Genomic DNA, 25,657 nt, shown 5'->3' with positions numbered 1-25,657 from the left:
TTATTTTTTAGTATCCTTGAGTTTCAGACCTATTGCCGTCGCGATCAGAAAAAACAAACCCAACCCGGCAATCGCCGCCAAATCGCTCCCTGTGCTTCCTGCTATCGATACGACAGTGGTTCCGGTAAAATCCTTAACAGCCCTAATCTCCTCGCCGAGCGTCAATTTCATCGCATCGAAAGACCAATAAGAAATCATCGTCGTTTTGGCTATCCAAAGCCCGGCGCCTTCGAGATTAACCACAGCACCGGATAAAATAACCTGCGGAATCAATAAAATCGGCACCGTCGCAACCGCTTTATCGTTGGAATTGACAAAGGCGCTGACGCAAAGCCCCATCGTGGTCGCCGCCATGCCTGATGCGAACAAAATCAAAAAACGTTGTATCAGATCGCCCGGCACCGATATCGATAACGCGATAACGCCTAATAACAAGAAGCATTGCACAAAACAAAGCAACGATAACGGAATCAATTTACTCACGATATAAGGCCCTAAGCCTAAATTTACCGAGCGTTCGCGAATATAAATCGGCAACTCCTTAACTAATTCCCGTGCGGAATTGAGACAACCGAACCAGATCGCGGACAACACCATGATAAACAGAATCTGGCTTTGCTTGGCCGCTCGCAGAGCTATCTGATCGTCCATCTCGAATACCAAACTAACGATCAACGCGATCAACGGCGCCTGTAAGATTAAAATTAGTAGGTTTTTACGATCCGACAAAATCAATTCGCAATAACGCGACATTAACGTTTTGGTTTGGCGCCAACTCTGCAACCATTTGTTATTCGTCGGTCGCGTGTTTGATTTTAGAACATCTTTATTGTCGCGTTGCTCCGATAGCTTCAAACGTTTTTCGACATAAGTATCGTGAAAATTCGAGGCTCGGTATTTATCGGCCCAATAGGAGGCCGAACGGCTTTCGAGCAGTTCATAGACATCGGATAAGCGATCGATCCCGAAATAACCGATCACGGCTTGAGGCGGTCCATAGAAAACCAGACGTCCCTGATGCAGCAATAAGACCAGGTGACAGGTGTCGATATTTTCCAGCGTATGCGTCACGCAAACGACGGTTTTTTTGTCCTCGGCCAAACTCCGAAACAGTTGCATCATTTTTTTATCGGTACCGGCATCCAGTCCGCTGGTCACTTCGTCCAGAAACAACACATTCGGATTGGCGACCAATTCCACCGCCAAACTAACGCGTTTCAGTTGACCGCCGCTCAACGGTGTCGGCGTATCGACTGCTAACCCGGCCTTCTCGGCCAATCCGACCTTTTCAAGCACCTTCAGGACATTTTCATCCATTTCAAAATCCGAGGTATCGGGAGGCAAACGCAGTTTAGCGGTAAATTTCAACGCATGCTGCATGACGATTTTGCGATGCACGATATCCTGCTGAGGCACATAGCCGATCGCCGCACGAAACAAATCGAACGCGCCGTACAAATCGATTTCGTTATATAAAATATCGCCGCTTGTGGCGGGCCGGCGTCCGTTCAGCGCATCCAACAACGTCGATTTACCCGAACCGCTAGTGCCGAAAATGCCGACGAATTCGCCCGGATGAATTGCAAAACTCAAGCCATCCAACAAACGTTTAGCCTGACCCGACGATTCCTTGACCTCTTTGGTCAACCGATACACTTCGATCTTGACTTGACCGTCTTGGTTCGATGGAATAATAGCGTGCCCGTCGAACCGATAGTCGAATGCGGCGAAGCTCAACCAGTCATTGGCCAACACCGGTTGCTTACCGCTGATGCGCACCGCATTGACAAAGGTTCCGTTGGTGCTACCGCAATCCTCGATAACCCATCCCGTAGACTCTCTGGTTAATTTGGCATGTTCACGGGACACCAGCGGCGAAGGTATTGTGATATCGCATTGAGGTAATCGGCCTATCGTCAGCACCGACTTTCCTGTCAGTGTAACGCCGGCGGATGCATCGTCGCCGGACAAAACGTCATCAGCGGCTTGACTGTATTGAAACTTGATTTGAAAAGGCGTGGAACCGAATAAAAGCCAATCTCCGTTATTCAGCATCAATGGTTTGTCGGCAAGCGTGCCGTTAACGGTGATTGGCGCATCGTCGATCGCAGAAATGAATAATGCGCCATCTTCACTAACAAAAATTTTGGCGTGCCGAGGTAAAATCCCGTCTCCGGTTATCGGAACATCGTTGCCGGTATCGCTACCGAGTCGGCACTCCTTGCTGAATTCACAAGCTATCGCTTGCCTTGTCTTTGCTGCAAGTAGTTCGAATTGAAACGGAGTTTCGCTAACTGTGCGACCGATGTATGCATTATTCATTGTTATTTTGAACTCGGCGCTCTTTCACCCAATAAATTTAAATTAAATGAAACTTAAAACATAAAAATGATTGTAATCGCAACCCTCATTTAACGCAAAATTGTTTGCCTGATTCCGAAAAACCTGTGTCTTGAGTGTATTTATAGAGAATTACTCTCTTTATACTCAAAAAATGGTTAGCTTTATGAAGGTATGGGCAGTGGCTAGCGAGGTTGTCGGCAGCAGCAGGGAGAGCTGCCGACAAGCCCTCATGGATGGGTTTACGGCGGTCCTCGATAGACATATCCCATACCTTTTATTCTTAGGCGGTTTTTCAATCAAAAGGCAGTAGCGAAAGAGCCCGATTCGCTGTCTTCATGCTTCCCATTCCCCTCTAAATCACCTCACCATTGTTGATGATAAGGCGCGACATAATAATCGCTTTGCTGCAATTTCTGTAATGCGCCGCTAGTCTCGAGATAATAATAAATACCGGCAGCCGTCAGTAGCGCGGCCAACACCGCAAATCCTATTTTCCACCCACTATAAGGCCGCTCGCCTTGCACTTTGCCGGTACGGCCGTTGATCACGAAACGATAAGATTTATCCCGATAGCGAAACGCGGCCGACCAGACCGGAAGTAAACAATGCTTATAAGTCGTTTTGTCGTGCCTTGTTCGAGCCTGATGGATACGCTGATGATCGCCTCCGATGTTGCGCGCGATATCCCGGTAAATCACGCTATCCATGATTTGCTTGGCCGCATCGAAGCCTTCATCGAGCTCGACCTGATAATATTCGCTACGAAAACCGCTCAAATATTTTTCGTCGTAAGGCATCAGATTGTAGAGATCCCAAGGCTGCAAAGCATCCAGAATCTTACGCGGCAAAGATTTGCTCGCACCCACCAACACATCGTCGAAAAAACGCCGTACGCGACCCGAAACCGGCGTCCAGCGTATCTTAGGCACGCGCCGCATAACAGTGACGGTACGGTTATTTCGTACCACTTGAACCGGTACCGTGACGTAATAGACATCGCCGCGTTCGCCTACATAATCCGTCTCGGTATCGCTATCGAAAGTCCAATAAGGCAAATAAACTCCGGTCAACTTGGTATCGCTACGGGCATATTTTTTAACTGCATTAGGCGCGAACCATAGCTTCGCGATCCAGCGTTGAAACTGCTGTTTAGCTTCAGCTTCGCCGATTGCAAACGGCAACAGCGATTTCGGTTGAATCGGCTTGGCCTGTGCTGTCGTCGTGACGATCGGCGTGCCGCAAAACGGGCATTCGCCGGCATGGATGTGACTATCAAACTGAAACCCGGCGCCGCATTCATCGCAATGAATCTGCGCCTTAACCGTCTCAGCCTGAGGTTGAGACAACTGCCGCAACGCTTGTTGCAGGTCATATTCCTGAATCGGCGCGGCGCTTGGCTCGATATGATTTTCGAATCCGCAGTACTCGCAGACCTGATGCTCGGTTCCGGGCGCATATTTCAATATCGCGCCGCACTGCCCGCACGGAAAACGTTCGACACCGGGTTTTAAAGATGTTTTAAATTTAGGCACGGCAACTATTCATAGCAGTCCAATGTTACAAGACCCCATCGTAAGCGGTAAGCGGTAAGCGGTAAGCAGTGAATAGTGAATAGTGAATAGTGAATAGTGAATAGTGAATAGTGAATAGTGAATAGTGAATAGTGAATAGTGAAATGGCGCGACATTTTAACCATTTGTCAAGCTCTAATTTCATCTTTCATCTTTCATCTTTCATCTTTCATCTTTCATCTTTCATCTTTCATCTTTCATCTTTCATCTTTCATCTTTCATCTTTCATCTTTCATCTTTCATCTTTCATCTTTCCCCTTTCACCGCTCACTGCTTACTGCTAACCGCTGACTGCTAACCAATCAACCCGGCAAAGGCGGCGGCATATGCACAAACGCAGCAGATAACTCGGGCACCTGACCGGCTTGCATCCATTCCGCCATCCCGGTGCTCCAAACCAAAGTGTCGCGATTGATTTCGCCGCTGCGGACTTTTTGCTCGATGACTTTTAGCTCGTAGGGGCCTTCCTGATGTCCGGCTATCGCAACGAAATAGACCGTCGATGCCGGAAGCGGCGGCGGAGTGACTGGCTGCGCAGAAGATTGTTCGGAGAACGACTTACCCAATTCGCGCGCGACCGCGAAACCCATACCCATGCCGATGCCTTCGGAAGCGCCACCTGACGGATTTTGCGCGGCCGCAGCCATCGCTTCGGCGGCCTGAAATTGCGTATAACGGCCAAGATCGCCGATGATTCCCATGCTCGTGCGCTTGTCGAGCGCATTTTCGACTTCGGGCGGCAATGAAATGTTTTCCACCAACAACTGCAATACTTCGAGGCCATATTCGGAAAATTCCGGCGCGATGCGTTCGGTGATGTAGGCGCCGAGTTCGTCGTAATTTGCAGCCAAATCCAATGCTGGAATGCCCGATTCACCGATGATGTCGGAAAAGCGCGATACGATCAGATTGCGCAATTGCGAACTGATATCGTCGGTGCGAAAATGGCCGCCGGTGCCGACGATTTCCTTGACGAAAGCCAAAGGCTCTTTGATCCTAACCGAATAGGTACCGAACGCGCGCAACCGCAATGGACCGAATTCCTTGTCGCGCAGCATGATCGGATTCTTCGTGCCCCATTTCAAATCGGTGAAACGGCGCATGTTGAAAAAATAGACTTCGGCTTTGAACGGGCTCTTGAAACCGTGCGGCCAACTTTCGAGCGTGGTCAGGATCGGCATGTTGCGGGTTTCGAGCTGATAGAGACCCGGCTCGTAAAAATCGGCGGCACGCCCCTCGCTGACCAGAATTGCCGTTTGCGACTCGCGAACGGTCAGCATCGCGCCGTATTTGATTTCATTACCGTAACGTTCGAAGCGATACACCATCGTATCGCTGGAACTGTCGGTCCATTCGATCACATCGACGAATTCGCCGAAAAGCTTGCCCCAAAAACTCATGCTTGTGCTCCTGCCTATTTTGAATTTAATACCTATCCGGATCTTTTTACTCCCACAGAGCACCCGGCCCCTTGTTCACGCGGGGCGGGTTATTCAACCCGAACCAAACGTTTTGATTTGCTTTGGCCACGGTCGAAACGTTTAGCACTGGCTTACAAACCCAGTCCTACAAAGGGTCACGGGAAGCTGTAACTTTCGATCCTGCGTTCACAAGCTAGAGCTTGGAAACGAGCAAAAGAACTCTGCGCCTCTGCACGAGAATTTTTTAAATCACAGAATCAACTTTAAACCCGGCGGCAAGGCTTCGCCGAAGATTTGTTTCTCTTCTTTTTCGTCGAGTTCTTTTAGCGTTTCGACCATCGCAATCCAAGACGTCGGCGCCTTGGCTGCTTTCAATTGCTCGACGATTTCGAAGCGTAGCGCGTCATCGATATCGCGACTTCTATCGCCGCTCATACGCGCGATCAGCGTCGCGGCGAATCCGGCCTGAGGCGTTTTTTTCCAATCGGCTTGCATGACCTGTTTCAACCAGTCGGATGCCGACTCAGATCCAACGACATTATGACTGCTGCCGTGAAACGGAATCCTCGCGCCGATTCGGCCGACCGCCCACCAGCTTTGCTCGGATTCGCCAGGACTTTGCAAACGTTTCAACAACCATTCGCCGAGTTGAGTTTTTTTATCGACCGGCAAACGTTCAAGCACGGCCGAAAGGCGCACGATATCGTCGTAAGCGCGTGTCTTGAGCTGTTTCGCAACGGCCGGCTGCCGTGCCGAAGCCGGATTCAGATATTTGCCGATGTCGTCGAAAATTTTTTCCTGCGCAGCCGCATCGAGACCGCCGGCGACACGCCGCCAAAGTGTCCACCACTCGCTCCAGATTTGCGCTTCGTTGACATACTGAATCGATTGATCGTAAATCTTCCATAATTGTTCGACGCGCCAATCATCGAGCGGATAGCCGAAACCGGGGCGCAGACAAAAACCGGTCAGGCTCAACCAGACTCGTTCGTGATTTTCGGAACGTTTGCGGTATTTGATGCCATCGAGCAAAACGCCGAACAAGCCTCGCAATAACGGCGTTTCCCAATCGGCGCGCGGGCCGAGCAGCTTTTCGAGATCGGCACGCAGACTTTTGACCGCTTTCGGGTTGATTTCTTTCGACTTGGAACCGAACACGGCCTGAACCGACTCGACCGCCTTGTCGAATTGTGCCGGCAATTCGGCCTGAACGCCCGTACCCGTTTTCTTGCGGATTTGGAATTCGACGTCCCAGCGCTTGCTCGAATCTTGCACCGAAACGCATTGAATCTTCAGCGTGCCGACTTCGGTTTGCGTAACGGCCAATTGCACCGTCACTTCGGAAGTGGACATTTTAGCCGGTTGGATTTCGGCCGGCACTTCATCGCCGGTCAAGGCAACCGCCAGCGGCGGCAGCGAATGAAAACGCTCGTCGTCAATCGTAGCCAATTCACCCGGATTATATTCGGTGTCGCCCGTCGTCGAAGCTAAATGGAAGCGCACCGGCTGTCCTAATCGCAACGCGAATTGCCGATCTTGCAAAACGACCTCGAGCCCCTCTTCGCTTCCGCGCGGCAAGATACAAACGCCTTTCTGTTCGCCGCCTTCGGTATCGACGATCAAGAAATAACTGCGCGCCGCGCCACCGCCGATGCGGATTTGTTTATTCCGCCTTGCCTGCGCATAACTGACCGCACCCAACGAGACCGACAATTCCGGATGCTTGTTCTCGAGCAGTCTCGGCGCATCGCCTCGCCAGGATGCAATCAAATCGAGCATCCGCTGAGTCAGCGGGCGGCTACGAAACACGCCGCCGTTCAGCAACAACGCATCCGGCACGACACCCTCGCCGTTCAATGCATCGAGCGCGGCTTGGCTATGCAATTTCAAAAACGCTGCAATATGTTTGCTGACCGCCGGTTCCGCCGCATAAGGCAGGCCGAATTCGACGACGCCGCTGCGCTTGCGATCCGGCAAGTCGTTCAAGCCGGACAATGGAAAGAAACCATCCAGTGCGATGCTTCGCACCTCGTCGCGCGTCAACATCGCCGAGCGCGTGCCGCCGATCAGTTTCGAGCCGCCACCGAGCAAAGTAACGGCGAGTTGTTCCGGTGCATCGTCGGCCAAAAGCTTTTCCTTGACGATGCGGCATTGTTCGATCAATTGCGACATATCGGCCGCCGACAGGCGCTTGTCGCCGCCAGTGATGCGCTTTTCGGCCAAATGCGCGAGCGCCAAATCGATGTTATCGCCGCCGAGCATCAAATGATCGCCGACGCCGATCCGCGTCAATTTCGGTTCCGGTTCGGCCGGCTCGACCTTGATCAACGTCAAATCGGTCGTGCCTCCGCCGACGTCGCAAACCAACAGTAGACGCACATTGGACAGTTCTTGCTTGATGCTGCCGGCATGCCGCCGGAGCCAGTCGTAACAGACCGCTTGCGGCTCCTCGAGCAATTTGACTTGCTTGAGTCCGGCCAATTTAGCGGCCTCGATCGTCAGAGACCTTGCGCCTTCGTCGAAAGAAGCAGGTACGGTGATCACGATGTCTTGATCTTCGAGCGGCGCGTCCGGAAATTTGTGCCGCCAGACGCTACGAATATGCGCCAAATAACTCGCGCTGGCTTCGAGCGGAGACACTTTCGAAATGTCATCATTACTGCCCCACGGCAAAACGTCCGCGGTATGATCGATCGACGGGTGAGACAGCCAGCTTTTCGCGCTGGTCACGAAACGGCCCTGCGTTTTCGCGCCGAGTACCCGCGCCGCCTCGCCGATTACAGCCTTGTCTTCGGTCGGCAAGAACGCCAAGTCTGCCTCGGACAATTCGCCTTCGGCCGGATGGTAACGCACCGACGGCAGCAACGGCCGCGCTGCGACTTCACCCGGAGCGACTAGCTGTTCAATGTCGAATATTCGAATTTCGGATTCTGTTTGATCCGCACGCGAGAAGGCTACGACCGTATGCGTCGTTCCGAGGTCGATGCCGACCAGAAATTGAGGATTTTGTTTTTGCACAGTGTGGTTACTTGTCAAGGCCTTATAGCCGGCTTTACTTCGTTTCCTGCGCAAAGGCGCAGGGGCACAGAGAATTGAAGCTTTTTCTTCTTTTCTACGCTTTCATCATTCCCACGCTCTGCGTGGAAACGGAGCCTGAACAGCTCAGCGGTTCAGGGACGCTCTAGCGTCCCTGCCTGGGTTCCCACGAAGAGCGCTCATCGTTATACATAAATCGTAGGTGTCGTCTTTCCATCTTAGCTAATATGACCTCGATACCGTTTATTGCCAGCTAACACTTTCGACTTCGAAATCGCGATCTGGGGATCGCTCCCACAGAGGCTTCCGGCCTCCTGTGGGAGCGACGCCTACGTCGCGACTATCGAAGCCACTGACGTTCAATATCCACAAATTTATCAAACATCATCGCTCCTAGATATTCGATAAACTTTATTCAACAAGTTTACCGGTACTTCTGTATAACGACGAGCACAGAGCGTGGGAACCATTTGAAAAAACTTTCTCTGCGCCCCTGCGCGAGATCAACTAAATTTACTCCGATCAAGCCTCTTCGCCGGCGCGAACGTCGAATTCGACCTTCCAGCGTTTGCCGTCTTGGCGCGAGACCGCATGCAATTCGAGGGTACCGACTTCGGTCACGGCCGAAGTGAGATGCACAGGAACGACCTCTCCTACTCTTCTTCCTTCTTCAGGCAAGGTAATCTCGATTTCATCCAGTTCTTCGAGCTCTTCATCGGTCCAATAATCTAAACGGGTACCGACTCTATCCTCACGACGGGTATTCGAGCTGAAAAAGCGGAAACGCACCGGCTCGCCGATGACTAATCCAAATTCGTCATCAGGCAGCGCCGCTTCGGTGCCTTCTTCCATGCCGAACGGCGCAATACACAGCGCTTCGATTTCGGGCGGCATACCCGGAACGGCAGGCATTGCGCTCTCAATACCGACATAATAAGAAGCCGCCGTGCCGCCTTTGATCCGAACACCCTTACCTTTACGCACATAACCGTAATAGGCCGCACCGCGCGCGACCGCTAGGTCGAGATCGGCACCTTCGAGTAAACGCGCTTCGGGCGCTTGCTCTCCAGTCAACCAGCTGTTTAGGACTTCCATCAAACGATCGGCCAGCGGCGCGGCTTTTAATACGCCGCCATTGAACAGCACAGCTGTCGGATGCAAAAACGATGCATGCTCAGGCAGATTAATATCTTTTAAGTCGTCGGTCGCGTTGAGCTGTTTGGCCAAAAACGCCGCCAAATGCCGTGTAATCCCGGCATCTTGAGCATAAGGCAAACCCGCCGTACGCAAACCGCCGCGAGGACGACTAATCGGACGGTCTGACGCCGCTATTCTCGGAAAAAACCCATCGACCAACACATTATTGATCTCTTCGCGCGTCAATTCGGTACGCAACGAACCGCCAATCAAAGACGAACCGCGATTCGGAACGACCAGCGGCATCACATCCAACGAGGGATCGTTGAAAATCTTTTCTTTCGCTTCGCGGCAGCCATGGGTCAAGGCTTGAATCTGCCAAGACTCTAAGCGCTTACCGTCCTTTTCGAGCTTGGCTTTGACAGTATAAGCCAAGGCCAGATCCATATTATCGCCGCCGAGCAAAATATGGTCGCCGACCGCGACGCGCGTGAGTTCCAAGTTACCATCGTGCTCCGTAACCGCGATCAACGACAAATCGGTCGTACCGCCGCCGATATCGATAACCAAAATAATATCGCCGACTTCGGTTTGCTTACGCCATTCTCCGTTACTTCTCTCGATCCAGCTATACAAAGCCGATTGCGGCTCCTCAAGCAAGAGCGCCTGTTCCAAACCGACGAAACGCGCAGCTTCGACAGTCAATTCGCGTGCGGCAGGATCGAACGAAGCCGGCACCGTAATTGTCAGATCCTGATTAGCCAACGGCGCATCGGGATGCAGTTGCGTCCAGGCATCGCGTATGTGCTGTAAATAGGCCACGGTCGCTTGAAAAGGGGAAACCCGTTCGACTTCTTCGGGCGCCTCAGCCGGCAAAATTGGTGCCTTACAATCGACACCGGCATGACAGAGCCAACTTTTCGCGCTCGACACTAAACGAATCGGCGTTTTGCTACCCAAGCTGCGTGCGATCTCTCCTACTAGAAATTCCGGCTTCGCTGTCCAGGGTAAGGCGGAGGAACCTTCCGCCAACTCGGCTTGATGCGCCTGATATAAAAAAGACGGCAACTGCATCAATTCCTCGACAGCACCCGGCGAAGTCAACTGAGGTATCGCCATGACTTCCTGAACATGACCATCCTCATCGCTTTGGCTTAAATCGACATAGGACAACACGCAATGCGTCGTGCCCAAATCGATTCCAACCGAAAAACGAGGCCCGGAATACTCGACCGTGCCTTGCTCGACATCGCTGTCTTCCGAAGGGCTATCTTCGTTCGATTCATTTTGAGTCACGTCGGCATTAAGCGCGCCTTCTCCTGGATTTTCCGAGCGTAAATGTCCGAACAAACTTTTCATAACTCTACCTCTGCCGGAGCGATAATCTTAGCATTATGCCCCATAGTTAATTTAGGCAAGCGTATGTCGGTTACTTGCCAACCTCTATGAATCAAAGTTCCGGTAAAGGGCGCTTCGCCGACGATATTACCGGTCAATCTAACCGCCGAAGCATCGAAACCTTTTGGCAAGGTAATTTTAGACCCCTCTTGGCCTTCATGAACGACTACGAGTTTAAAGTGTTCGTTGATCGCCTTATTGCAACCTTCATGAACCACTCTTGCCGCCACACCGATATCGGCATCGTTGTAAGCGGTAATATCTTCTTTGATGAAGTCGATGAAGCGCGCTTCTTTTTGAAGTAGATTCAATAATTGCAGAGCCGCATCCGGTGTCGCCTCTTTTAGTACGACCGGTTCCGGCGCCGGCGCTTGAACGACTTTTTCGACTTCGACGATTTTCTCGACGATTTTGACTTCGGGCTCGGGTATTTTAATACTCGCTGCCAGTGAAGCGGAAGACTCGCGCAAGGCTTCCTCGAGCAGTTTTTTTCTGCCTCTGGCGATTCCGATTAACATGACTATCAACAACACGATCAGCAAAATGGCTAGCAACGCAACCGTTCCCGCCAAACAAACATGCCATAAATCGAAGGTAGTCGGCTTTAGGGTTAAATCTATCGTATAGGTCGTATTCATAACATCCGTTCTGATTTGATTATTGTTGTCCGGCTTTTCGCGCGGATTCGATGAACATCATTTCTCTGAGCACATCGCGGGTGGTTTGAATGCGCATTTGCTTTAAATGCCGGTCGGCGATCACCTCCGGCACTTTTTCCTGAAGATACACATTTCTCATATCGGCCAGAACATTCTCGCATTTCTTAACGATGGCTTCGGTACCCTTTCTAACATCTTGAGGCCTTGCCGAAGTGACTTGCAATTCGTTGGCAATACATTTTTTATAATGATATTGCGACTCTTGAATTTTCTTGATCGTCGCTTCGGACAGCGATGTATTGTGCCATTCGTTTTTGGCGTCGTCCGCTTGGGCGGACAAGGAAATGAAAGCCAACGCTATTATTAAAACCTGTTTCATCGTATTTTCCGTCTCAATTGAATAGTTATGGATTTGGTCGTAAATAACCTCCCTATTTTAAGGAGGGTTCGGTTGCTCGATTGACAGGTGTCGGCGGCAGGGAAAGCCGCCGTCAAGCTTACAAGGACGTATTCACGGTGTCCTGCCAAGCGAGTTACCGAACCCTCAACAAAGCCCATAGTTACAGGACGTTATTTATCACGAAATCCTATGACAAGATTTTACGCGAACAGACGGCAAATGAACAACAAAGCAAGAATCGCCAAGATTTCAAATGTTGTAATAGACCTGTTTATCCCTTTCGCACTTCAAATTTCGGCAGCGCCTGAGGAGGCGCCTGAGTTTTCGGCACCTGACTTTAAAGCGCTTCCTGTAGATGCACGCTTACAGTAAAATAATCGTTTTTCTTAAATTACCCCATGGACGCAACTCCTACATTGAAGCGCATCGCCGTCACTCCCGGCGAACCAGGCGGTATCGGCCCCGATCTTTGTATCATGCTGGCACAACAAAGCCATGCCTGCCAACTCGTTGCGATCGCCGACCCCGATTTGCTGATGCAACGCGCGGAATCACTAGGTCTTAAACTCGAGATCAAGTCATTCGACCCGTCATCGGAACTCGTCGAACAAAGCGCAGGCTCTATCAGCGTCTTGCCGGTTAAAATGAATGTACCGGCGCAAAGCGGGCAACTTAACATGGAAAATAGCCGCTATGTCCTCAAAACGATCACGCGCGCGGCAAAAGGCTGCATCGAAGGCTCGTTCGATGCGATGGTCACAGGTCCTGTGCATAAGGGCGTCATCAACGATGCGGGCATTGTTTTCAGCGGTCACACCGAATATATTGCCGGCATTACCGGCGGGCATCCGGTCATGATGTTGGCGACACCGGGACTCCGAGTCGCGCTAGTCACGACCCATCTCCCGCTTGCCGATGTCGCCGCGGCGATTACGCATAACCGGCTAAGAAGCGTTCTACGCATCCTGGCCCAAGATCTGCAGACGCGCTTCAATCTGGCCAATCCGAAAATACTGGTCTGCGGCTTGAATCCCCATGCCGGCGAAAACGGCCATTTGGGACTGGAAGAGAAAGAGATCATCGAACCGGTATTGGAAAATCTACGTGAACAAGGTCTCGACCTAATTGGCCCGCTCCCGGCCGATACACTGTTTACGCCAAAATATCTCGACACGGCCGATGCTGTATTAGCGATGTATCACGACCAGGGATTGCCGGTATTGAAATATAAAGGCTTCGGCAACGCCGTCAACATCACATTGGGTTTACCGATTGTACGCACCTCGGTCGACCACGGCACCGCGCTCGATCTGGCCGGAACAGGTTCTATCGACACGGGTAGCATCGAATATGCCTTGGCAACGGCACTGGCAATGTCCTCATCTTCCCCAATCCGTACCCATGACGCATAAAGCCCGCAAACGTTTCGGCCAGAATTTTTTAACCGATTATTCGATCATCGAAGAAATTCTCGGCAATATACAGGTCCGCCCGGGCGAACACTGGGTTGAAATCGGCCCCGGGCAAGGCGCGTTGACGGCGCCGCTATTGGACCATGCCATCCGGCTCGATATCGTTGAACTGGACCGCGACCTAGTGAGTCTGTTGAAAAAGAAATTCGGCGACAATGAACGCTTGACGATTCATAGCGCCGATGCATTGAGTTTCGATTTCCAAGCGCTTGCGACGGACGGCAAACCGCTTAGAGTCATCGGTAACCTCCCCTACAATATTTCCACGCCGTTGCTATTTCATTTATTGGAGAGCACATCCTGCATCGCCGATATGCATTTCATGCTACAGAAAGAAGTCGTGGATCGGATTTGTGCCGAGCCCGGCAGCAAGAAATACGGACGATTGAGCGTCATGGCGCACTATTATTGCGCAGCGGAACATTTATTCGACGTCCCGCCGGAAAGTTTCGACCCCGCGCCGCAAGTAACCTCATCGATTATCCGTCTGATTCCTCATAACAAGCCCCCGGTTTCGGTCAATTCAGTCGAAGACTTGAATCAGGTTGTCGTTCATGCCTTCTCTCAACGCCGTAAAACGATTCGCAACTCATTAAGGAATTTGCTTGACGAACAACAAATAGCAGGACTCGGAATCGACCCGAGCGCGCGCGCCGAAACTTTGTCGCTGGAAGACTTCGCGGCCTTGAGCCGCAACCTGAAAAAAGACACCGAATAAACTGCGACAATCCGCCACGCGACAATTTGCCACATTTTCAAAGCCGGATATCTTGCATAAACTATGCACAACTCTTGAGATGCAAACTTTCAAATACTGCTATTTTTTTAAGAGCTTATATCCTTCTAATATCCTTTATGCGGCTTTTTAGCCGCATTTTTTTTGCCCGAGACTTTTTCGAAGGCTATGTTCGCGTTAATAGTTGAAGTGAATCCTACACCAATCTCGAAACTTGAAGACTGTAGGATACGCGGTGCGTACCACCCGTAGTTTAACGTGTCCTAATTTGTTGCCTTGTGCCGACATTAGGTACGCGCAGCGTACCCTACAATTTTTTAAGTGCTTCCGGTAGTGGTGGTGTTTTCAACTATTACCGCATACATAGCCTTTTCGAAAGACAGTATGCGCAACTTACAGCTCAAACAAGCCTAAATGGGTCCACTTCCGGAACATCGATCGGTACCGATTCCACCTTCCAAATCTCGCGGCAATACTCGGCAATCGTTCGATCCGATGAAAACTTACCGGATCTTGCCGTATTCAGCACCGACATCTTATTCCAACGCATTCTGTCGCGGTAAACCGAATCGATGGAATCTTGGCACTCCCGATACGCATTGAAGTCGGCCAATACCAAATAAGGATCGCTGTAGATCAGATTATCGGTCAAATCACGGAACAAACCGGTATCGCCGTGCGAAAAAAAACCATTTCGAATCAGATCGATGGCATCTTTCAAAATCGCATCTTGCTGATACGCGTCATTCGGAGCATAACCCCGCTCATAAGTTAAGCGCACCTCTTCCGCTGTCATGCCGAATAAAAAGAAATTTTCTTCACCGACTTCCTCGCGAATTTCGATATTCGCTCCATCCAACGTTCCGATAGTTAATGCCCCATTCATCGCAAACTTCATGTTGCCGGTTCCGGAAGCCTCTTTTCCGGCCGTGGAAATTTGCTCCGACACCTCGGTTGCGGCATAAATCTGCTGACCGTTCGTGACATTGAAATTCGGCAAGAACACAACCTTGAGACGGTCTTTCGTCGCCGGGTCGCGATTGACGACCCGCCCCACCTCATTAATCAGCTTAATAATAAGCTTGGCCAAATGATAGCCCGGCGCCGCCTTGCCGGCGAATATAAAGGTGCGAGGATGAATATCGAAATGCGGATCGGTTTTCAGCTTCCGGTAAAGAGCAATCACATAAAGAATATTCAAATGCTGTCTTTTATATTCATGAATGCGCTTGGCCTGCACATCGAAAATCGATTCCGGATCGACGCTGACGCCGGTGCGCTTATAGAGATTCAGCGCGAAATCATGTTTATTGAGCCGCTTGGCATCGTCCCAACGATTTAAAAATACCGCATCGTCCGAAAAGCGCTGAAGATCTTGCAGTTTTCCCAAATTTCTCACCCAGGTATCTCCGATCGCTTCGCTAATGACCTTACTGAGCCTCGGATTACATAATGCCATCCAACGCCTTGGCGTCACGCCGTTGGTTTTATTGCTGAATTTCTCAGGCCAAAGACTATAAAAATCCTTAAGCACATCGCGCTTGAGCAGTTCAGTGTGCAGCGCCGCGACACCATTGATCGCATGACTGCCGGCACAAGCCAGGTGCGCCATACGCACCATTCTTGCCCCGTTTTCGTCGATCATCGACATTCGGATGACTTTGGCGGTATCGCCGAGACATTGCGCCCTGACTTGTTCGAGAAAGCGACTATTGATTTCATAGATGATCTCCATCAATCTCGGCAGCAAACTTTCCATCAATTCCACAGGCCAACATTCCAATGCCTCCGGCAACAGCGTGTGATTGGTGTAGGCGAAAGTTCGTCTCGTCACGTTCCAAGCCGTGTCCCAAGACATATCGTGCTCATCGACCAACAGCCGCATCAGCTCTGCGATCGCAATGGCGGGGTGGGTATCGTTCAATTGCACGGCGAACTTTTCATGAAAATGCTCCAAACGGATGCGCTGGGTCTTCATGATGCGCAGCATGTCTTGCAATGAGCACGAAACGAAGAAATATTGCTGCTCCAAACGCAACTGCTTGCCCTGTAATGGTCCATCGTTCGGATACAAAATCTTGGTCAAGTTTTCCGAAGCGACTTTTTCCTCGACCGCGCCGTAATAATCGCCTTGATTGAAACGCTCGAAATTGAATGACTCGGGCGCGACTGCTTGCCATAAACGCAAGGTGTTCGCGGCATTGTTGCGGTATCCCAAAATCGGCGTGTCGTACGGCACGCCTTTGACCGACCAACCGGGAATCCAATTGACGCGCGTTTCGCCGTTTTCGGCAACATAACGCTCGGTATGCCCGCCCAACTTGATTTCGACCGCCCATTCCGGGCGAACAATCTCCCAGGGATTGCCTCGAAACAACCATTTATCGGTCTTTTCCACTTGCCAGCCGTCGAAGATGACCTGCTCGAAAATTCCGAATTCATAACGGATGCCATAACCGACGGAAGGAATATTCATTGTCGCCATCGAATCGAGAAAACAGGCCGCCAAACGCCCCAAACCGCCGTTCCCTAGGCCCGGCTCCGGCTCTTCCCCGAGCAAATCGTCCAATTTCAAGCCTAGTTCAGCCATGGCCTGAGTAACCAATTCGGTCATGCCCAGATTCAATAAATTCGATGCCAAATGCGGCCCCATCAAAAATTCGGCCGACAAATACGCCACGGTGCGCGATTTTTTTTCGACATATTCGGTCGCGGTACCGACCCAGCGTGCCATCAGCATATCCCGCACGGTATAGGACAAGGCCATGTAATAATCGAAGGTGCTGGCCAATGCCGGAAATTTGCCTTGCACATTGGCTAAATTGCGAAAGAAGTTTCGCTTGATGTCATCGGTGGTCAATGGGTAATGATTTTGTTTCATAGTCATCGTTCTCGTTTATAGTGAACAGCCTATCAAATAAAAAGCAATACTAATGCCATGACAGGCCTATACGTATTGTTTAGTCAAAATCGACACCAGAACGCCGAATTTTTATCTACGCTGGGAATATGAATGCCTCACTGGCGCCGAAACTTGAGTCGTTAAGAGTATAATCATGCTGTAATAGGTACGAAATAACCCGAACACTTACGCCTGGAGAACATGTGTAACTTGTTCAAATTATTTTGCGCATGTTATACCTTTCGGACTTCAAATTTCGGCAGTGCCTGAGGAGGCAACGGGGTGCGCGGTCCCTCACCTAACGCTAGGTGAGGGACCGGCATGGAGCTGGCATAGAGCCTGCATGGATGTATTCACCAAGCACCTAAATTCCATAGCCTATTTTGCCATGGTAAATAGTCTTAGATAATTTAGGTGCCGGGCCTTTGACGAGCACTCCGATGCCGAATTTTGATCTACGATGGGAATACATTCAAAACCAGGTTGACTAAGGAAACTTCCGTTATGACAGCAATGTCGAAAACTCCTCTTTATATCCCTTATGCAGGCCCCGCTTTATTGGAAATGCCTTTACTGAATAAAGGCTGTGCGTTCAGTAAAGAAGAACGGCAAACATTTAATTTAACCGGGTTGCTCCCGCCTCGATACGAAACGATCGAAGAACAAGTCCAACGCGCTTATCTTCAGTATTCGAGCTTTAGATACGCAATCAACAAGCATATTTATTTGCGTTCGATACAAGACAATAACGAAACGCTGTTTTATCGACTCCTGCAGGATCATCTGCCGGAGATGTTGCCGATTATTTATACGCCGACAGTCGGCGATGCCTGCGAGCAATTTTCGGATATTTATCGCAGTAGTCGAGGTTTGTTTATTTCTTACGTGGAACGTCAACAAATGGACGACATCTTGCGCAATACTACCAAACGAAATGTCAAAATTATTGTCGTGACCGATGGCGAAAGGGTCTTAGGTCTGGGTGACCAAGGAATCGGCGGCATGGGCATTTCGATAGGCAAACTGTCGCTCTATACCGCATGCGGAGGAATTAGTCCGGCATACACCTTACCGGTAGTACTCGATGTCGGCACCAATAACGAAAAACTGTTACAAGACCCGATGTATATGGGCGAGCGTCATAGAAGAATTCCTCAAGCGGAATACGACGCTTTCATCGACCTTTTTTTACAAGCCGTCAAGCGTCGCTGGCCGAATGTTCTCGTGCAATTCGAAGACTTCGCGCAACCGAATGCGACGCCGTTATTGCAACGCTACCGAGACCAACTGTGCTGTTTCAATGACGACATTCAAGGTACGGCCGCGGTAACGGTCGGGACGCTGCTGGCTGCTTGCCGAGTTAAAAACCGGAAATTATCAGAGCAGCGCGTGGTCTTTGTAGGAGCAGGTTCCGCCGGTTGCGGCATTGCCGAGCAGGTAATCGCGCAAATGCGGACCGAGGGACTGTCCGACCGCGAAGCCCGTCATCGCGTTTACATGGTCGACCGTTTCGGTTTGCTCACCGAAAACATGATAGGACTTAGGGACTTTCAACAAAAACTGGTTCAAGTATCAAACCGACTAGAGGATTGGTCAATCGAAGGCGATTATCCGTCATTGCTTGAGGTCATTCAATGCGCCAAACCGACCGTTTTAATCGGCGTTTCCGGCCAGCACGGCATTTTTACCGAAACCGTAATTCGGACTATGACCCAAGGTTGCGATTGGCCGATTATTTTTCCGCTCAGCAACCCGCCGCGCCAAGTGGAGGCTACGCCCGAACAAATTATCGAGTGGACCGAAGGACGGGTTCTATTAGCCGCGGGCAGCCCCTTTCCACCCGTCGAATACGGCGGTAAGCGCTATGATGTCACGCAGTGCAACAATAGCTATATTTTTCCGGGAATCGGTCTCGGCGTTATTGCCGTGCAAGCCAGACGAATCTCTGACGAAATGTTAATCGCTGCCAGCGAAACTCTGGCCGCAGCATCGCCCTTGGCCAACACCGGACAAGGTGAGTTATTGCCGCCATTGACGGAATTACCCGAACTGAGCAAACACATCGCTTTCGCGGTAGGCAAAGCCGCACTTAAGCAAAACTTGGCGCTTGAAATTAGCGACGAGCAATTACTGAAGAGCATCGAAGAAAATTTCTGGCAACCGGTCTATCGGCACTATAAGCGGGTTTGTTTTTAATACCGCATAGCATCCGATAATGGACGTATTCACGGCGTCCTTTGACGGGCACCCCGGTGTCGAATTTTGATCTACGATGGGTATAACTTAAAACACATCAAGGCTTAACTCAATGACTGTTCCATTTAATCGCTATCAATTTCTTCAGTACCTAATTGCCTGCGATCAGCCGGTTTATCAAGATTATTCTGCTCGATATATTCGTTATATTTTCGGTGCCGTTCGCGTTTTTGTTCGAAGTCTTCGTATCGGCTCATTGGACGTTCCGCATTATCCTTACTCCTACGATAGACTCGACGCTCAGGAAGCGCGGCATCGTCGAGATAGCGCCGCCGCATATTTTCGAAGCGCTCTTGTTTAGCCTTCTTCTGCTCTTGATCTTGTTCATTCCACCGGCCCATTTTTTCCTTGTACTGCCGGTTAGTTTCGCCTGCCTGCCTAGCTCCGTTTTCCACAGGGATGGAACTGGGCTGTTTAGCGATCGCCAAGCCCGGCGGAAAAATCGAAAACAAAACAGCGAACAATAAGAGATCATGTTTATTAATCACCGCAGCCTCCCGGGATTCGTTTAATTTAATTTATAGTAGAACCACCTAGATCAAAATTCGGCGTCGCCACTGACACTGCCGAAATTTGAAGGGCGAAAGGTATATAAACATTCTGCGTATGTGATCGCTTTGGCTTCTGATATTGATCTTGGATTTAACTAACCAAGAGAACACACGACTTATGCCGAATAATTCCGAATTATAAAGAGCCAAGATAGGTAGCCAAGGCCTCAATATCTTCTTCGCTTAAATTTTTTGCGATAGCATTCATCGGACTGCCTTTACGCGTGCCGGACTTGAATGCTTTCAATTGTTTAGCTAGGTAATCGGGGTGTTGCCCAGCCAACCTTGGAAATTGCATTCTCCCTTCTGCGCCTTTGCCATGACAGCCGAGACACATCGCGGATTGTTTCTCGCCTAACTCGGCTAATTTTGGATCGACAACAGCAGTTCTAGGTTGTAGGCTTGAAAAATAAGCAGCAAGATCGGTCATGTCTTCATCGCTAAGCCCCTGGGCCATATTCTTCATTATGGGGCCTTGGCGCGAACCGCTCTTGAAGGCTTTTAGTTGTTTGACGATATACTCGGGCCGTTGACCGGCTAGTACCGGAAATTGAGCATCGACGCTTATGCCGTTCAAACCATGACAATTAGTACACGCTGACGCTTTTTTTTCTCCGGCCTTTACATCGGCGGCGATTGCGCTAGCAGCGAAAACAAAAGTGCCGAATAGACAAAGGGTTGACAGCATAATCGAATTGTAAAAATTACTTTTTTTCATCTTTTCCTCCTAATTGCATCGGTAGACATGACCGAATTTTTGAGTTAAAAAATTCCGAATCAGTGTTGGTCACTATAACGCGACATCGACATCAATGTCAGTAACTTGTTATTTTATGGCTCATCAAGTATCAAAATCACCGCCTATCCCCATGATCGGCGTAAGCGGCATCGCTTTCAACTGCCATCGAGAAGTTTTGTTAATCCGACGAAATCAAGCCCCGGCACAAGGACTATGGTCGATTCCGGGCGGTAAGATGGAACCTGGCGAAACACTGGTCGACGCTTGCCGACGCGAAATCGAGGAGGAGACAGGGTTTAATAATACCCGAGTGCTCAGCCTCGTAGCACTTGTCGAACGCAATATCGAAAGTTTTCATTATGTCATTGCCGATTTTTTAGTCGAAATTCTCGACGGAGAAAACCGGCCTCCCATCGCAAATTCCGACGTCTCGGAAGCTTGCTGGGTTGCATTGGATCGACTCGATCATTACGACTTGGTCCCCGGTCTAAGAGACATCATCGAAAACACCCATCGACTTTGGCAGACTGGTACTTTACCGGGTTTGATCGACCCGAACAGAAAAACCGGTGATTTTATCTGTACGTAAGCGATCTTTTGCCGTTCGAAACCATGTTATCTCTGGACTTTATATTAAACTAACGATGATGAAGGTCTGGCCATCGCCTCGGCAAATGAAAAATGAATGAATCGATTAGCTTGTATAACGCGAATATGAAACCATCAGTGATATCAAAAACCAATTTAAGTAAGCAGCGCTGTGCCAATCCCGCACTATTTGAACGCTCCAATCATATTCATTTGAATGACGGCAGCAATTCCCATTTTGAGCAGTTTCGCCGATTTTAAGGTGTGGGGTATGCCTGTCGAGGAACGCCGTAAACCCATCCATGGGGGCTTGGCGGCAGCTCGAACACCAAGGATGGCGTGAATGCAGATTTTGCATGGAGCAAAAATCTGCCCTGCTGCCGACATCCTCGCCAAGCATACCCCACACCCTTTTTGATCTCCAAATTGGGAATTGCTGGTATGACGGCTATAATCCGGCACAAGGAATCTGCGCCTGATAAAATTCGGCATATACAACTTTATTCAGAGGAACGCGAATGGATAGTCTGCAATCGGATACCCTGGTCGACACGGCATTGTCTTCGCGGACTACAGAAAACGCTCCGCTTGAGCCTTATCTTGTAATACTTTCAGGCAAACATATCGGTAAACAATTTAAGCTTTCCCGTCAAAAAAACGTATTCGGACGAGGTCACGATGCGGATATTGTCATAGCCGACCCCAAAATATCCCGGCGTCACGGCGCCTTTATCGTCAAAGCCGGCGTCGTTATTATGGTTGAAGATTACGGCTCGACCAATGGCACCTATATCGATGAAAGGCGTATCGACAAAGAAAAGATTTCCTTACTCTCGCGCATCCGTGCCGGCGGCACTTACATGCGCATCGATTATAAAAAACCGAGCGAAGCTCAATCCGAACAAGCTTTATATCAGGCCGCCAATACCGATGTATTGACCCAAATCCCCAATCGCAGGGCTTTTGTGATTCGCGGACAAGAAGAGCTGTCTTTTTGTAAGCGCAATCGCACCGCATTGACCGTCATCATGTGCGATGTCGATCATTTTAAAAAAATCAACGATACATTCGGTCATCCCGCCGGCGATCAGGTTTTGAAGGACCTGGCCGAAATGCTGAGTAAGGAAATGCGCACCGAAGACACGCTGGCGCGATACGGCGGCGAAGAATTCATTATGCTGTTGCGAGGTAACTCGGAAAGTCAGGCATTAATTTTAGCCGAACGCATCCGTGAAAAGGTTGCGCATAAGGCTTTCGAATATCAGCACTTGAAAATACCGGCAACACTTTCGATCGGCATTTGCAGTCGCCAAAGCGCTTATATCGACTCGCTCGAATCGATGATACGGGCCGCAGACAGAGCGCTCTATCAGGCCAAAAAAACGGCCGCAATCAGGTCGCGATCGAACGAGATTGAGAAGAATTATCCTAGAAAAAGCATTTCATTTTGGCCTAGCCGCGTTCAATATAAAAATAGAAAGAAATAGAAATACATACGCATTCGCTTTGCATCGCGAAGCTCGAGCTTCGCGTATCGGTTCCCCAAGCTTGAGCTTGGGGAACAGCGCCCCCCTCTTTCCTCTTTCCTCTTTCCTCTTTCCTCTTTCCTCTTTCCTCTTTCCTCTTTCCTCTTTCCTCTTTCCCCCTTTCACCTTTCACCTTTCACCTTTCACCTTTCACCTTCTTTAATCCATGCCAAACAGCTAAAATTGAAATATCATTTTTTTATAGCGCCCAAGGCCGCCACCGACAATCATGCCGCTTTCCGAGACCTTATTCATTATCTTGCTGCTGTTATTATTGGCCTTGCTGCTTTCCGGGTTGTGTCGCCATTTACCGCTTCCTTATACCATTCTATTGGTCGTAACCGGGGTATCGATCAATTTATTGGCCACGGTCACGCCTTTCGCTCTGATTCCAAGCGGCTTTCATCTCAGCGACGAACTGGTTTTATTCATCTTTCACCCTGCACTCATCTTCGTCTCCGCACTGAGTCTCGATGCACGCACGCTTATCAAAGACTTATTGCCGATACTTGTTATGGCCATTCCGGGGATGCTGATCTCGGCACTTCTGGTCGCCGTAGGTCTCAATACCTTCTTTTATCTCAATTTCATATTAGCCTTTTTGTTCGGCGCGATTATTTCCGCTACCGACCCCGTTGCAGTTATTGCACTGTTCAAGGAATTGGGCGTTTCGAAACGCCTTACTGTCCTGGTCGAAGGCGAATCCTTATTCAATGACGCGACCGCGATCGTACTTTTCAATATCGTGCTTGGCGCCGTGATTCACGGCGAATCGGCGCTGATGGACGCGCCAACGATGATTTATTATTTCACTGAACACTTCTTGCTCGGTGCGCTGATAGGCACTGTGATCGGCTTGCTCATCAGCGAAATGATGGTCAGGATGTATCACGGTCAACAGAGTTTCGTCGTGGTCGCCTCGATCGTCGCGGCCTACTTGAGTTTCATAGTCGCGGAGCATAACTTCCATGCCTCTGGCATCATGTCGGTGCTGGCTACTGCACTTTGTATCAAAGGTATCGCGATGTCTCGGCTTTCCGGAGAATCGACCCACCATATCGAAGCCGGTTGGGATATCATCTCGCTGGTTTTGAATTCGTTATTATTTTTATTGATCGGCTTGACCGTCGATATCTTTGCATTCGCGATACATTGGCAACAATTGACCTGGGTACTCCTGGCGATATTCGCGGCGCGCATGATCAGTGTCTATGGCTTGATTCCAATGACTACGAGCCTTTTCAGCCTACCGGCAATCAGCCTGAATAGCCGCCATATGATGTGGTGGGGTTGTTCAAAGGGAACCATCGCCATCGCGATGGCGCTTGCGATCCCCGATACGGTCGTCGATAGAGGCCTGCTCTTGGAACTGACGCTCGGCATGGTATTGATCAGCCTGGTCATGAGCGGTCCGACGCTCAAACCCCTGATGGGCGCACTCAAAATCGATCGCTTGAACGATGATGAATGGCTCGAATTACAAGAAGGCATGGAGCAAATAAGCACATCGGTCAACGACTGCCTACACTCGTTTTCGAGGCTACATTTGCTTGAGAGCGATATGCAAGATTCGGTGTTGCAATCGCTGAACAGAAAAATTGCACCGAGGCATGCGACACTGACGGAGGCGCAGCAACTCAGACAAATTCATTTACATGCACTCAATGTCGAAGAAAGAGAATTGCAACGACTCCATGAAATCGGCTTGGTCAATTATTATACTTATCTAAATTTCAAGGATATTCTCCGCAAAGACAAAGCCAAAAGCATTGACGAGATGATTCGTTTCAATAAAAACCAGGATAACGTGAACCCGTTCTTGCGTTTTGAAATGTCAATAATCAAATTTTTAAGCGAATACGAATGGACGCTCAACTGGTTGATTCGCTATCAAAAAATTCGTTTTTCCAACTTAATACGCCACGATCTGGCCGGCGTTTTGATGGCTCACGAAGCGCTGTTGGCGCTGAAACAGGTAGAGCCCCACTTTCATAGCGACAAGCTTAATATCATCAGAAAAATTTATCGGCATCGTTTGGAACGAAGACAAGGCCGGCTCAAAAAACTGGGTAAGCAATTCCACGACTTTTATTATCAATTCGAATACCGACTATTTCAAGAAGTGGCGCTACGCTACTCGTTGAAACTGATTACGGAGGACTTCGAGCATGGTAAGGTGTCCGAAAAGATTTATCGGCGCCTAGAAAAACGTCTGGATGAAGCTTTGAAACAATTACCGGACCTAGCGCCGGAGTTGAGCCTTTCCAAACGCGACGATTGGCTGGATAGCGTACCGATTTTTAACGGCTTGCCACGCGACGTGCTAAAAAAACTCGCGAAAAACGCTCATTACGTCAGTTTTCTTCCGAACGATACGATTTTTAATGAAAACGATCGAGGCGATTCGATCTATATCCTAGTCAACGGCGTAGTCAACGTTTTTCAAAATACCGGCCCCAACCAGCGCGTGCATATCGCCGAACTGCGCAAAGGCAGTTTCATCGGCCGGCACGCTCTTTACGATCATGCCGTAAGAACCGCGACGGTCAGAGCCAAAACATACGTCACGCTGCTCCGGCTCACGACCCAAGACATCAAGACCTTATCCAAAGCCCTGCCGGAACTTAACCAACGCCTACAAGAAACCGATATCAATCGCTACCCGAACAACACTTAACCCAAACGAAACCGCTAGCCTTCATTCCTCTCTTTTATCTTTCCCTTTGGCTACGTTATACCCTTTGCTAGTCAAATTTCGGCGTCGGGGTGCCCGTCAAAGGACGCAGTGAATACGTCCATGTAGGCTCTATGACAGCATCCATACTGCCAAAGCCTTTGCCGAACATCCCGACGCCTCCATACGCTAATGCCGAAATTTGAAGTGCGATAGGTATAGCGTTAATAGCTGAAAACATGAAGTAC

Annotated in this window: 17 protein-coding genes; 7 read left to right on the top strand and 10 right to left on the bottom strand. The window is 49.8% G+C overall.

Going from position 1 to position 25,657, the window contains the following annotated elements; all coding sequences use genetic code 11:
* The 7 genes from EQU24_RS04750 to EQU24_RS04715 all read right to left on the bottom strand — a co-directional run bounded on the left by EQU24_RS04750 (position 1) and on the right by EQU24_RS04715 (position 11,944).
* The gene (locus EQU24_RS04750; RefSeq protein WP_017840594.1) at positions 1-2,322 is read right to left on the bottom strand and encodes an ATP-binding cassette domain-containing protein; all 2,322 of its coding nucleotides are present in this window, start codon (positions 2,320-2,322) and stop codon (positions 1-3) included.
* A 383-nt stretch (positions 2,323-2,705) separates the two neighbouring features.
* The gene (locus tag EQU24_RS04740; protein WP_017840595.1) at positions 2,706-3,875 is read right to left on the bottom strand and encodes a TFIIB-type zinc ribbon-containing protein; all 1,170 of its coding nucleotides are present in this window, start codon (positions 3,873-3,875) and stop codon (positions 2,706-2,708) included.
* A gap of 341 nt (positions 3,876-4,216) precedes the next feature.
* Positions 4,217-5,314 carry an SPFH domain-containing protein gene (locus EQU24_RS04735; RefSeq protein WP_017840596.1) on the bottom strand — a complete coding sequence of 366 codons (1,098 nt, stop codon included), beginning with the start codon at positions 5,312-5,314 and terminating at the stop codon, positions 4,217-4,219.
* Positions 5,315-5,584: 270 nt separating this feature from the next.
* Positions 5,585-8,353: an Hsp70 family protein gene (locus EQU24_RS04730; protein ID WP_017840597.1), complete on the bottom strand. Its 2,769-nt coding sequence runs from the start codon at positions 8,351-8,353 to the stop codon at positions 5,585-5,587.
* Positions 8,354-8,893: 540 nt separating this feature from the next.
* Positions 8,894-10,867 (bottom strand): Hsp70 family protein, encoded by a 1,974-nt coding sequence (locus tag EQU24_RS04725; RefSeq protein ID WP_017840598.1) that lies wholly within the window; start codon positions 10,865-10,867, stop codon positions 8,894-8,896.
* On the bottom strand, positions 10,864-11,544 hold the full coding sequence (locus EQU24_RS04720; protein ID WP_017840599.1) for a DUF2760 domain-containing protein: 681 nt from the start codon (positions 11,542-11,544) through the stop codon (positions 10,864-10,866). Before EQU24_RS04720 ends, EQU24_RS04725 begins: the two co-directional genes overlap by 4 nt.
* A 19-nt stretch (positions 11,545-11,563) precedes the next feature.
* A complete protein-coding gene (locus EQU24_RS04715; RefSeq protein ID WP_017840600.1) occupies positions 11,564-11,944 on the bottom strand; it encodes a hypothetical protein in 381 nt (126 codons plus the stop codon).
* A gap of 240 nt (positions 11,945-12,184) precedes the next feature.
* Here EQU24_RS04715 and EQU24_RS22265 point away from each other — a divergent pair, with 240 nt between their 5' ends.
* The 3 genes from EQU24_RS22265 to rsmA are packed head-to-tail and all read left to right on the top strand — an operon-like array spanning position 12,185 to position 14,155.
* Positions 12,185-12,337 (top strand): hypothetical protein, encoded by a 153-nt coding sequence (locus EQU24_RS22265; RefSeq protein ID WP_175421643.1) that lies wholly within the window; start codon positions 12,185-12,187, stop codon positions 12,335-12,337.
* Between the two features lie 26 nt (positions 12,338-12,363).
* Entirely contained in the window at positions 12,364-13,377 is a 1,014-nt protein-coding gene (gene pdxA / locus EQU24_RS04710) for a 4-hydroxythreonine-4-phosphate dehydrogenase PdxA (protein WP_017840602.1), read from the top strand.
* Positions 13,367-14,155: a 16S rRNA (adenine(1518)-N(6)/adenine(1519)-N(6))-dimethyltransferase RsmA gene (rsmA, locus tag EQU24_RS04705; protein WP_017840603.1), complete on the top strand. Its 789-nt coding sequence runs from the start codon at positions 13,367-13,369 to the stop codon at positions 14,153-14,155. The genes pdxA and rsmA overlap by 11 nt, the downstream gene beginning before the upstream one ends.
* Before the next feature lie 418 nt (positions 14,156-14,573).
* Here the strand turns inward: rsmA and EQU24_RS04700 are convergent, their stop codons facing one another.
* Positions 14,574-17,054 (bottom strand): glycogen/starch/alpha-glucan phosphorylase, encoded by a 2,481-nt coding sequence (locus EQU24_RS04700; RefSeq protein ID WP_017840604.1) that lies wholly within the window; start codon positions 17,052-17,054, stop codon positions 14,574-14,576.
* 534 nt (positions 17,055-17,588) lie between these two features.
* On the opposite strand from EQU24_RS04700, the gene EQU24_RS04695 reads away from it, so the two are divergent.
* Entirely contained in the window at positions 17,589-19,271 is a 1,683-nt protein-coding gene (locus EQU24_RS04695) for an NAD-dependent malic enzyme (protein WP_244310905.1), read from the top strand.
* A gap of 125 nt (positions 19,272-19,396) precedes the next feature.
* On the opposite strand, the gene EQU24_RS04690 is transcribed toward EQU24_RS04695, so the two are convergent.
* Positions 19,397-19,819 (bottom strand): hypothetical protein, encoded by a 423-nt coding sequence (locus tag EQU24_RS04690; protein ID WP_017840606.1) that lies wholly within the window; start codon positions 19,817-19,819, stop codon positions 19,397-19,399.
* A gap of 199 nt (positions 19,820-20,018) precedes the next feature.
* A complete protein-coding gene (locus tag EQU24_RS04685; protein ID WP_017840607.1) occupies positions 20,019-20,600 on the bottom strand; it encodes a c-type cytochrome in 582 nt (193 codons plus the stop codon).
* Between the two features lie 115 nt (positions 20,601-20,715).
* Here EQU24_RS04685 and EQU24_RS04680 point away from each other — a divergent pair, with 115 nt between their 5' ends.
* The 3 genes from EQU24_RS04680 (at position 20,716) to EQU24_RS04670 (ending at position 25,412) form a co-directional block, all read left to right on the top strand.
* Positions 20,716-21,210 carry an NUDIX hydrolase gene (locus tag EQU24_RS04680; RefSeq protein ID WP_026130154.1) on the top strand — a complete coding sequence of 165 codons (495 nt, stop codon included), beginning with the start codon at positions 20,716-20,718 and terminating at the stop codon, positions 21,208-21,210.
* Positions 21,211-21,727: 517 nt separating this feature from the next.
* Positions 21,728-22,696 carry a GGDEF domain-containing protein gene (locus EQU24_RS04675; RefSeq protein WP_017840610.1) on the top strand — a complete coding sequence of 323 codons (969 nt, stop codon included), beginning with the start codon at positions 21,728-21,730 and terminating at the stop codon, positions 22,694-22,696.
* A gap of 268 nt (positions 22,697-22,964) precedes the next feature.
* Complete coding sequence (locus EQU24_RS04670) at positions 22,965-25,412, top strand: cation:proton antiporter (protein ID WP_017840611.1); 2,448 nt, start codon at positions 22,965-22,967, stop codon at positions 25,410-25,412.
* The last annotated feature ends 245 nt before the right edge of the window (positions 25,413-25,657 follow it).

It is taken from the genome of Methylotuvimicrobium buryatense, from assembly GCF_005931095.1.
Lineage (GTDB): Bacteria > Pseudomonadota > Gammaproteobacteria > Methylococcales > Methylomonadaceae > Methylotuvimicrobium > Methylotuvimicrobium buryatense.
The sequence above is the reverse complement of the archived record's forward strand: the minus strand, read 5'-3'. Positions and strand labels throughout refer to the sequence as shown.

What these genes read in the sequence shown, in the direction of transcription:
- EQU24_RS04750 (WP_017840594.1), bottom strand. Translation starts at nt 2,322, where the DNA reads ATGAATAATGCATACATCGGTCGCACAGTTAGCGAAACTCCGTTTCAA.
- EQU24_RS04735 (WP_017840596.1), bottom strand. Translation starts at nt 5,314, where the DNA reads ATGAGTTTTTGGGGCAAGCTTTTCGGCGAATTCGTCGATGTGATCGAA.
- EQU24_RS04725 (WP_017840598.1), bottom strand. Translation starts at nt 10,867, where the DNA reads ATGAAAAGTTTGTTCGGACATTTACGCTCGGAAAATCCAGGAGAAGGC.
- EQU24_RS04720 (WP_017840599.1), bottom strand. Translation starts at nt 11,544, where the DNA reads ATGAATACGACCTATACGATAGATTTAACCCTAAAGCCGACTACCTTC.
- EQU24_RS04715 (WP_017840600.1), bottom strand. Translation starts at nt 11,944, where the DNA reads ATGAAACAGGTTTTAATAATAGCGTTGGCTTTCATTTCCTTGTCCGCC.
- EQU24_RS22265 (WP_175421643.1), top strand. Translation starts at nt 12,185, where the DNA reads ATGAACAACAAAGCAAGAATCGCCAAGATTTCAAATGTTGTAATAGAC.
- pdxA (WP_017840602.1), top strand. Translation starts at nt 12,364, where the DNA reads ATGGACGCAACTCCTACATTGAAGCGCATCGCCGTCACTCCCGGCGAA.
- rsmA (WP_017840603.1), top strand. Translation starts at nt 13,367, where the DNA reads ATGACGCATAAAGCCCGCAAACGTTTCGGCCAGAATTTTTTAACCGAT.
- EQU24_RS04700 (WP_017840604.1), bottom strand. Translation starts at nt 17,054, where the DNA reads ATGAAACAAAATCATTACCCATTGACCACCGATGACATCAAGCGAAAC.
- EQU24_RS04695 (WP_244310905.1), top strand. Translation starts at nt 17,589, where the DNA reads ATGTCGAAAACTCCTCTTTATATCCCTTATGCAGGCCCCGCTTTATTG.
- EQU24_RS04685 (WP_017840607.1), bottom strand. Translation starts at nt 20,600, where the DNA reads ATGAAAAAAAGTAATTTTTACAATTCGATTATGCTGTCAACCCTTTGT.
- EQU24_RS04680 (WP_026130154.1), top strand. Translation starts at nt 20,716, where the DNA reads ATGGCTCATCAAGTATCAAAATCACCGCCTATCCCCATGATCGGCGTA.
- EQU24_RS04675 (WP_017840610.1), top strand. Translation starts at nt 21,728, where the DNA reads ATGGATAGTCTGCAATCGGATACCCTGGTCGACACGGCATTGTCTTCG.
- EQU24_RS04670 (WP_017840611.1), top strand. Translation starts at nt 22,965, where the DNA reads ATGCCGCTTTCCGAGACCTTATTCATTATCTTGCTGCTGTTATTATTG.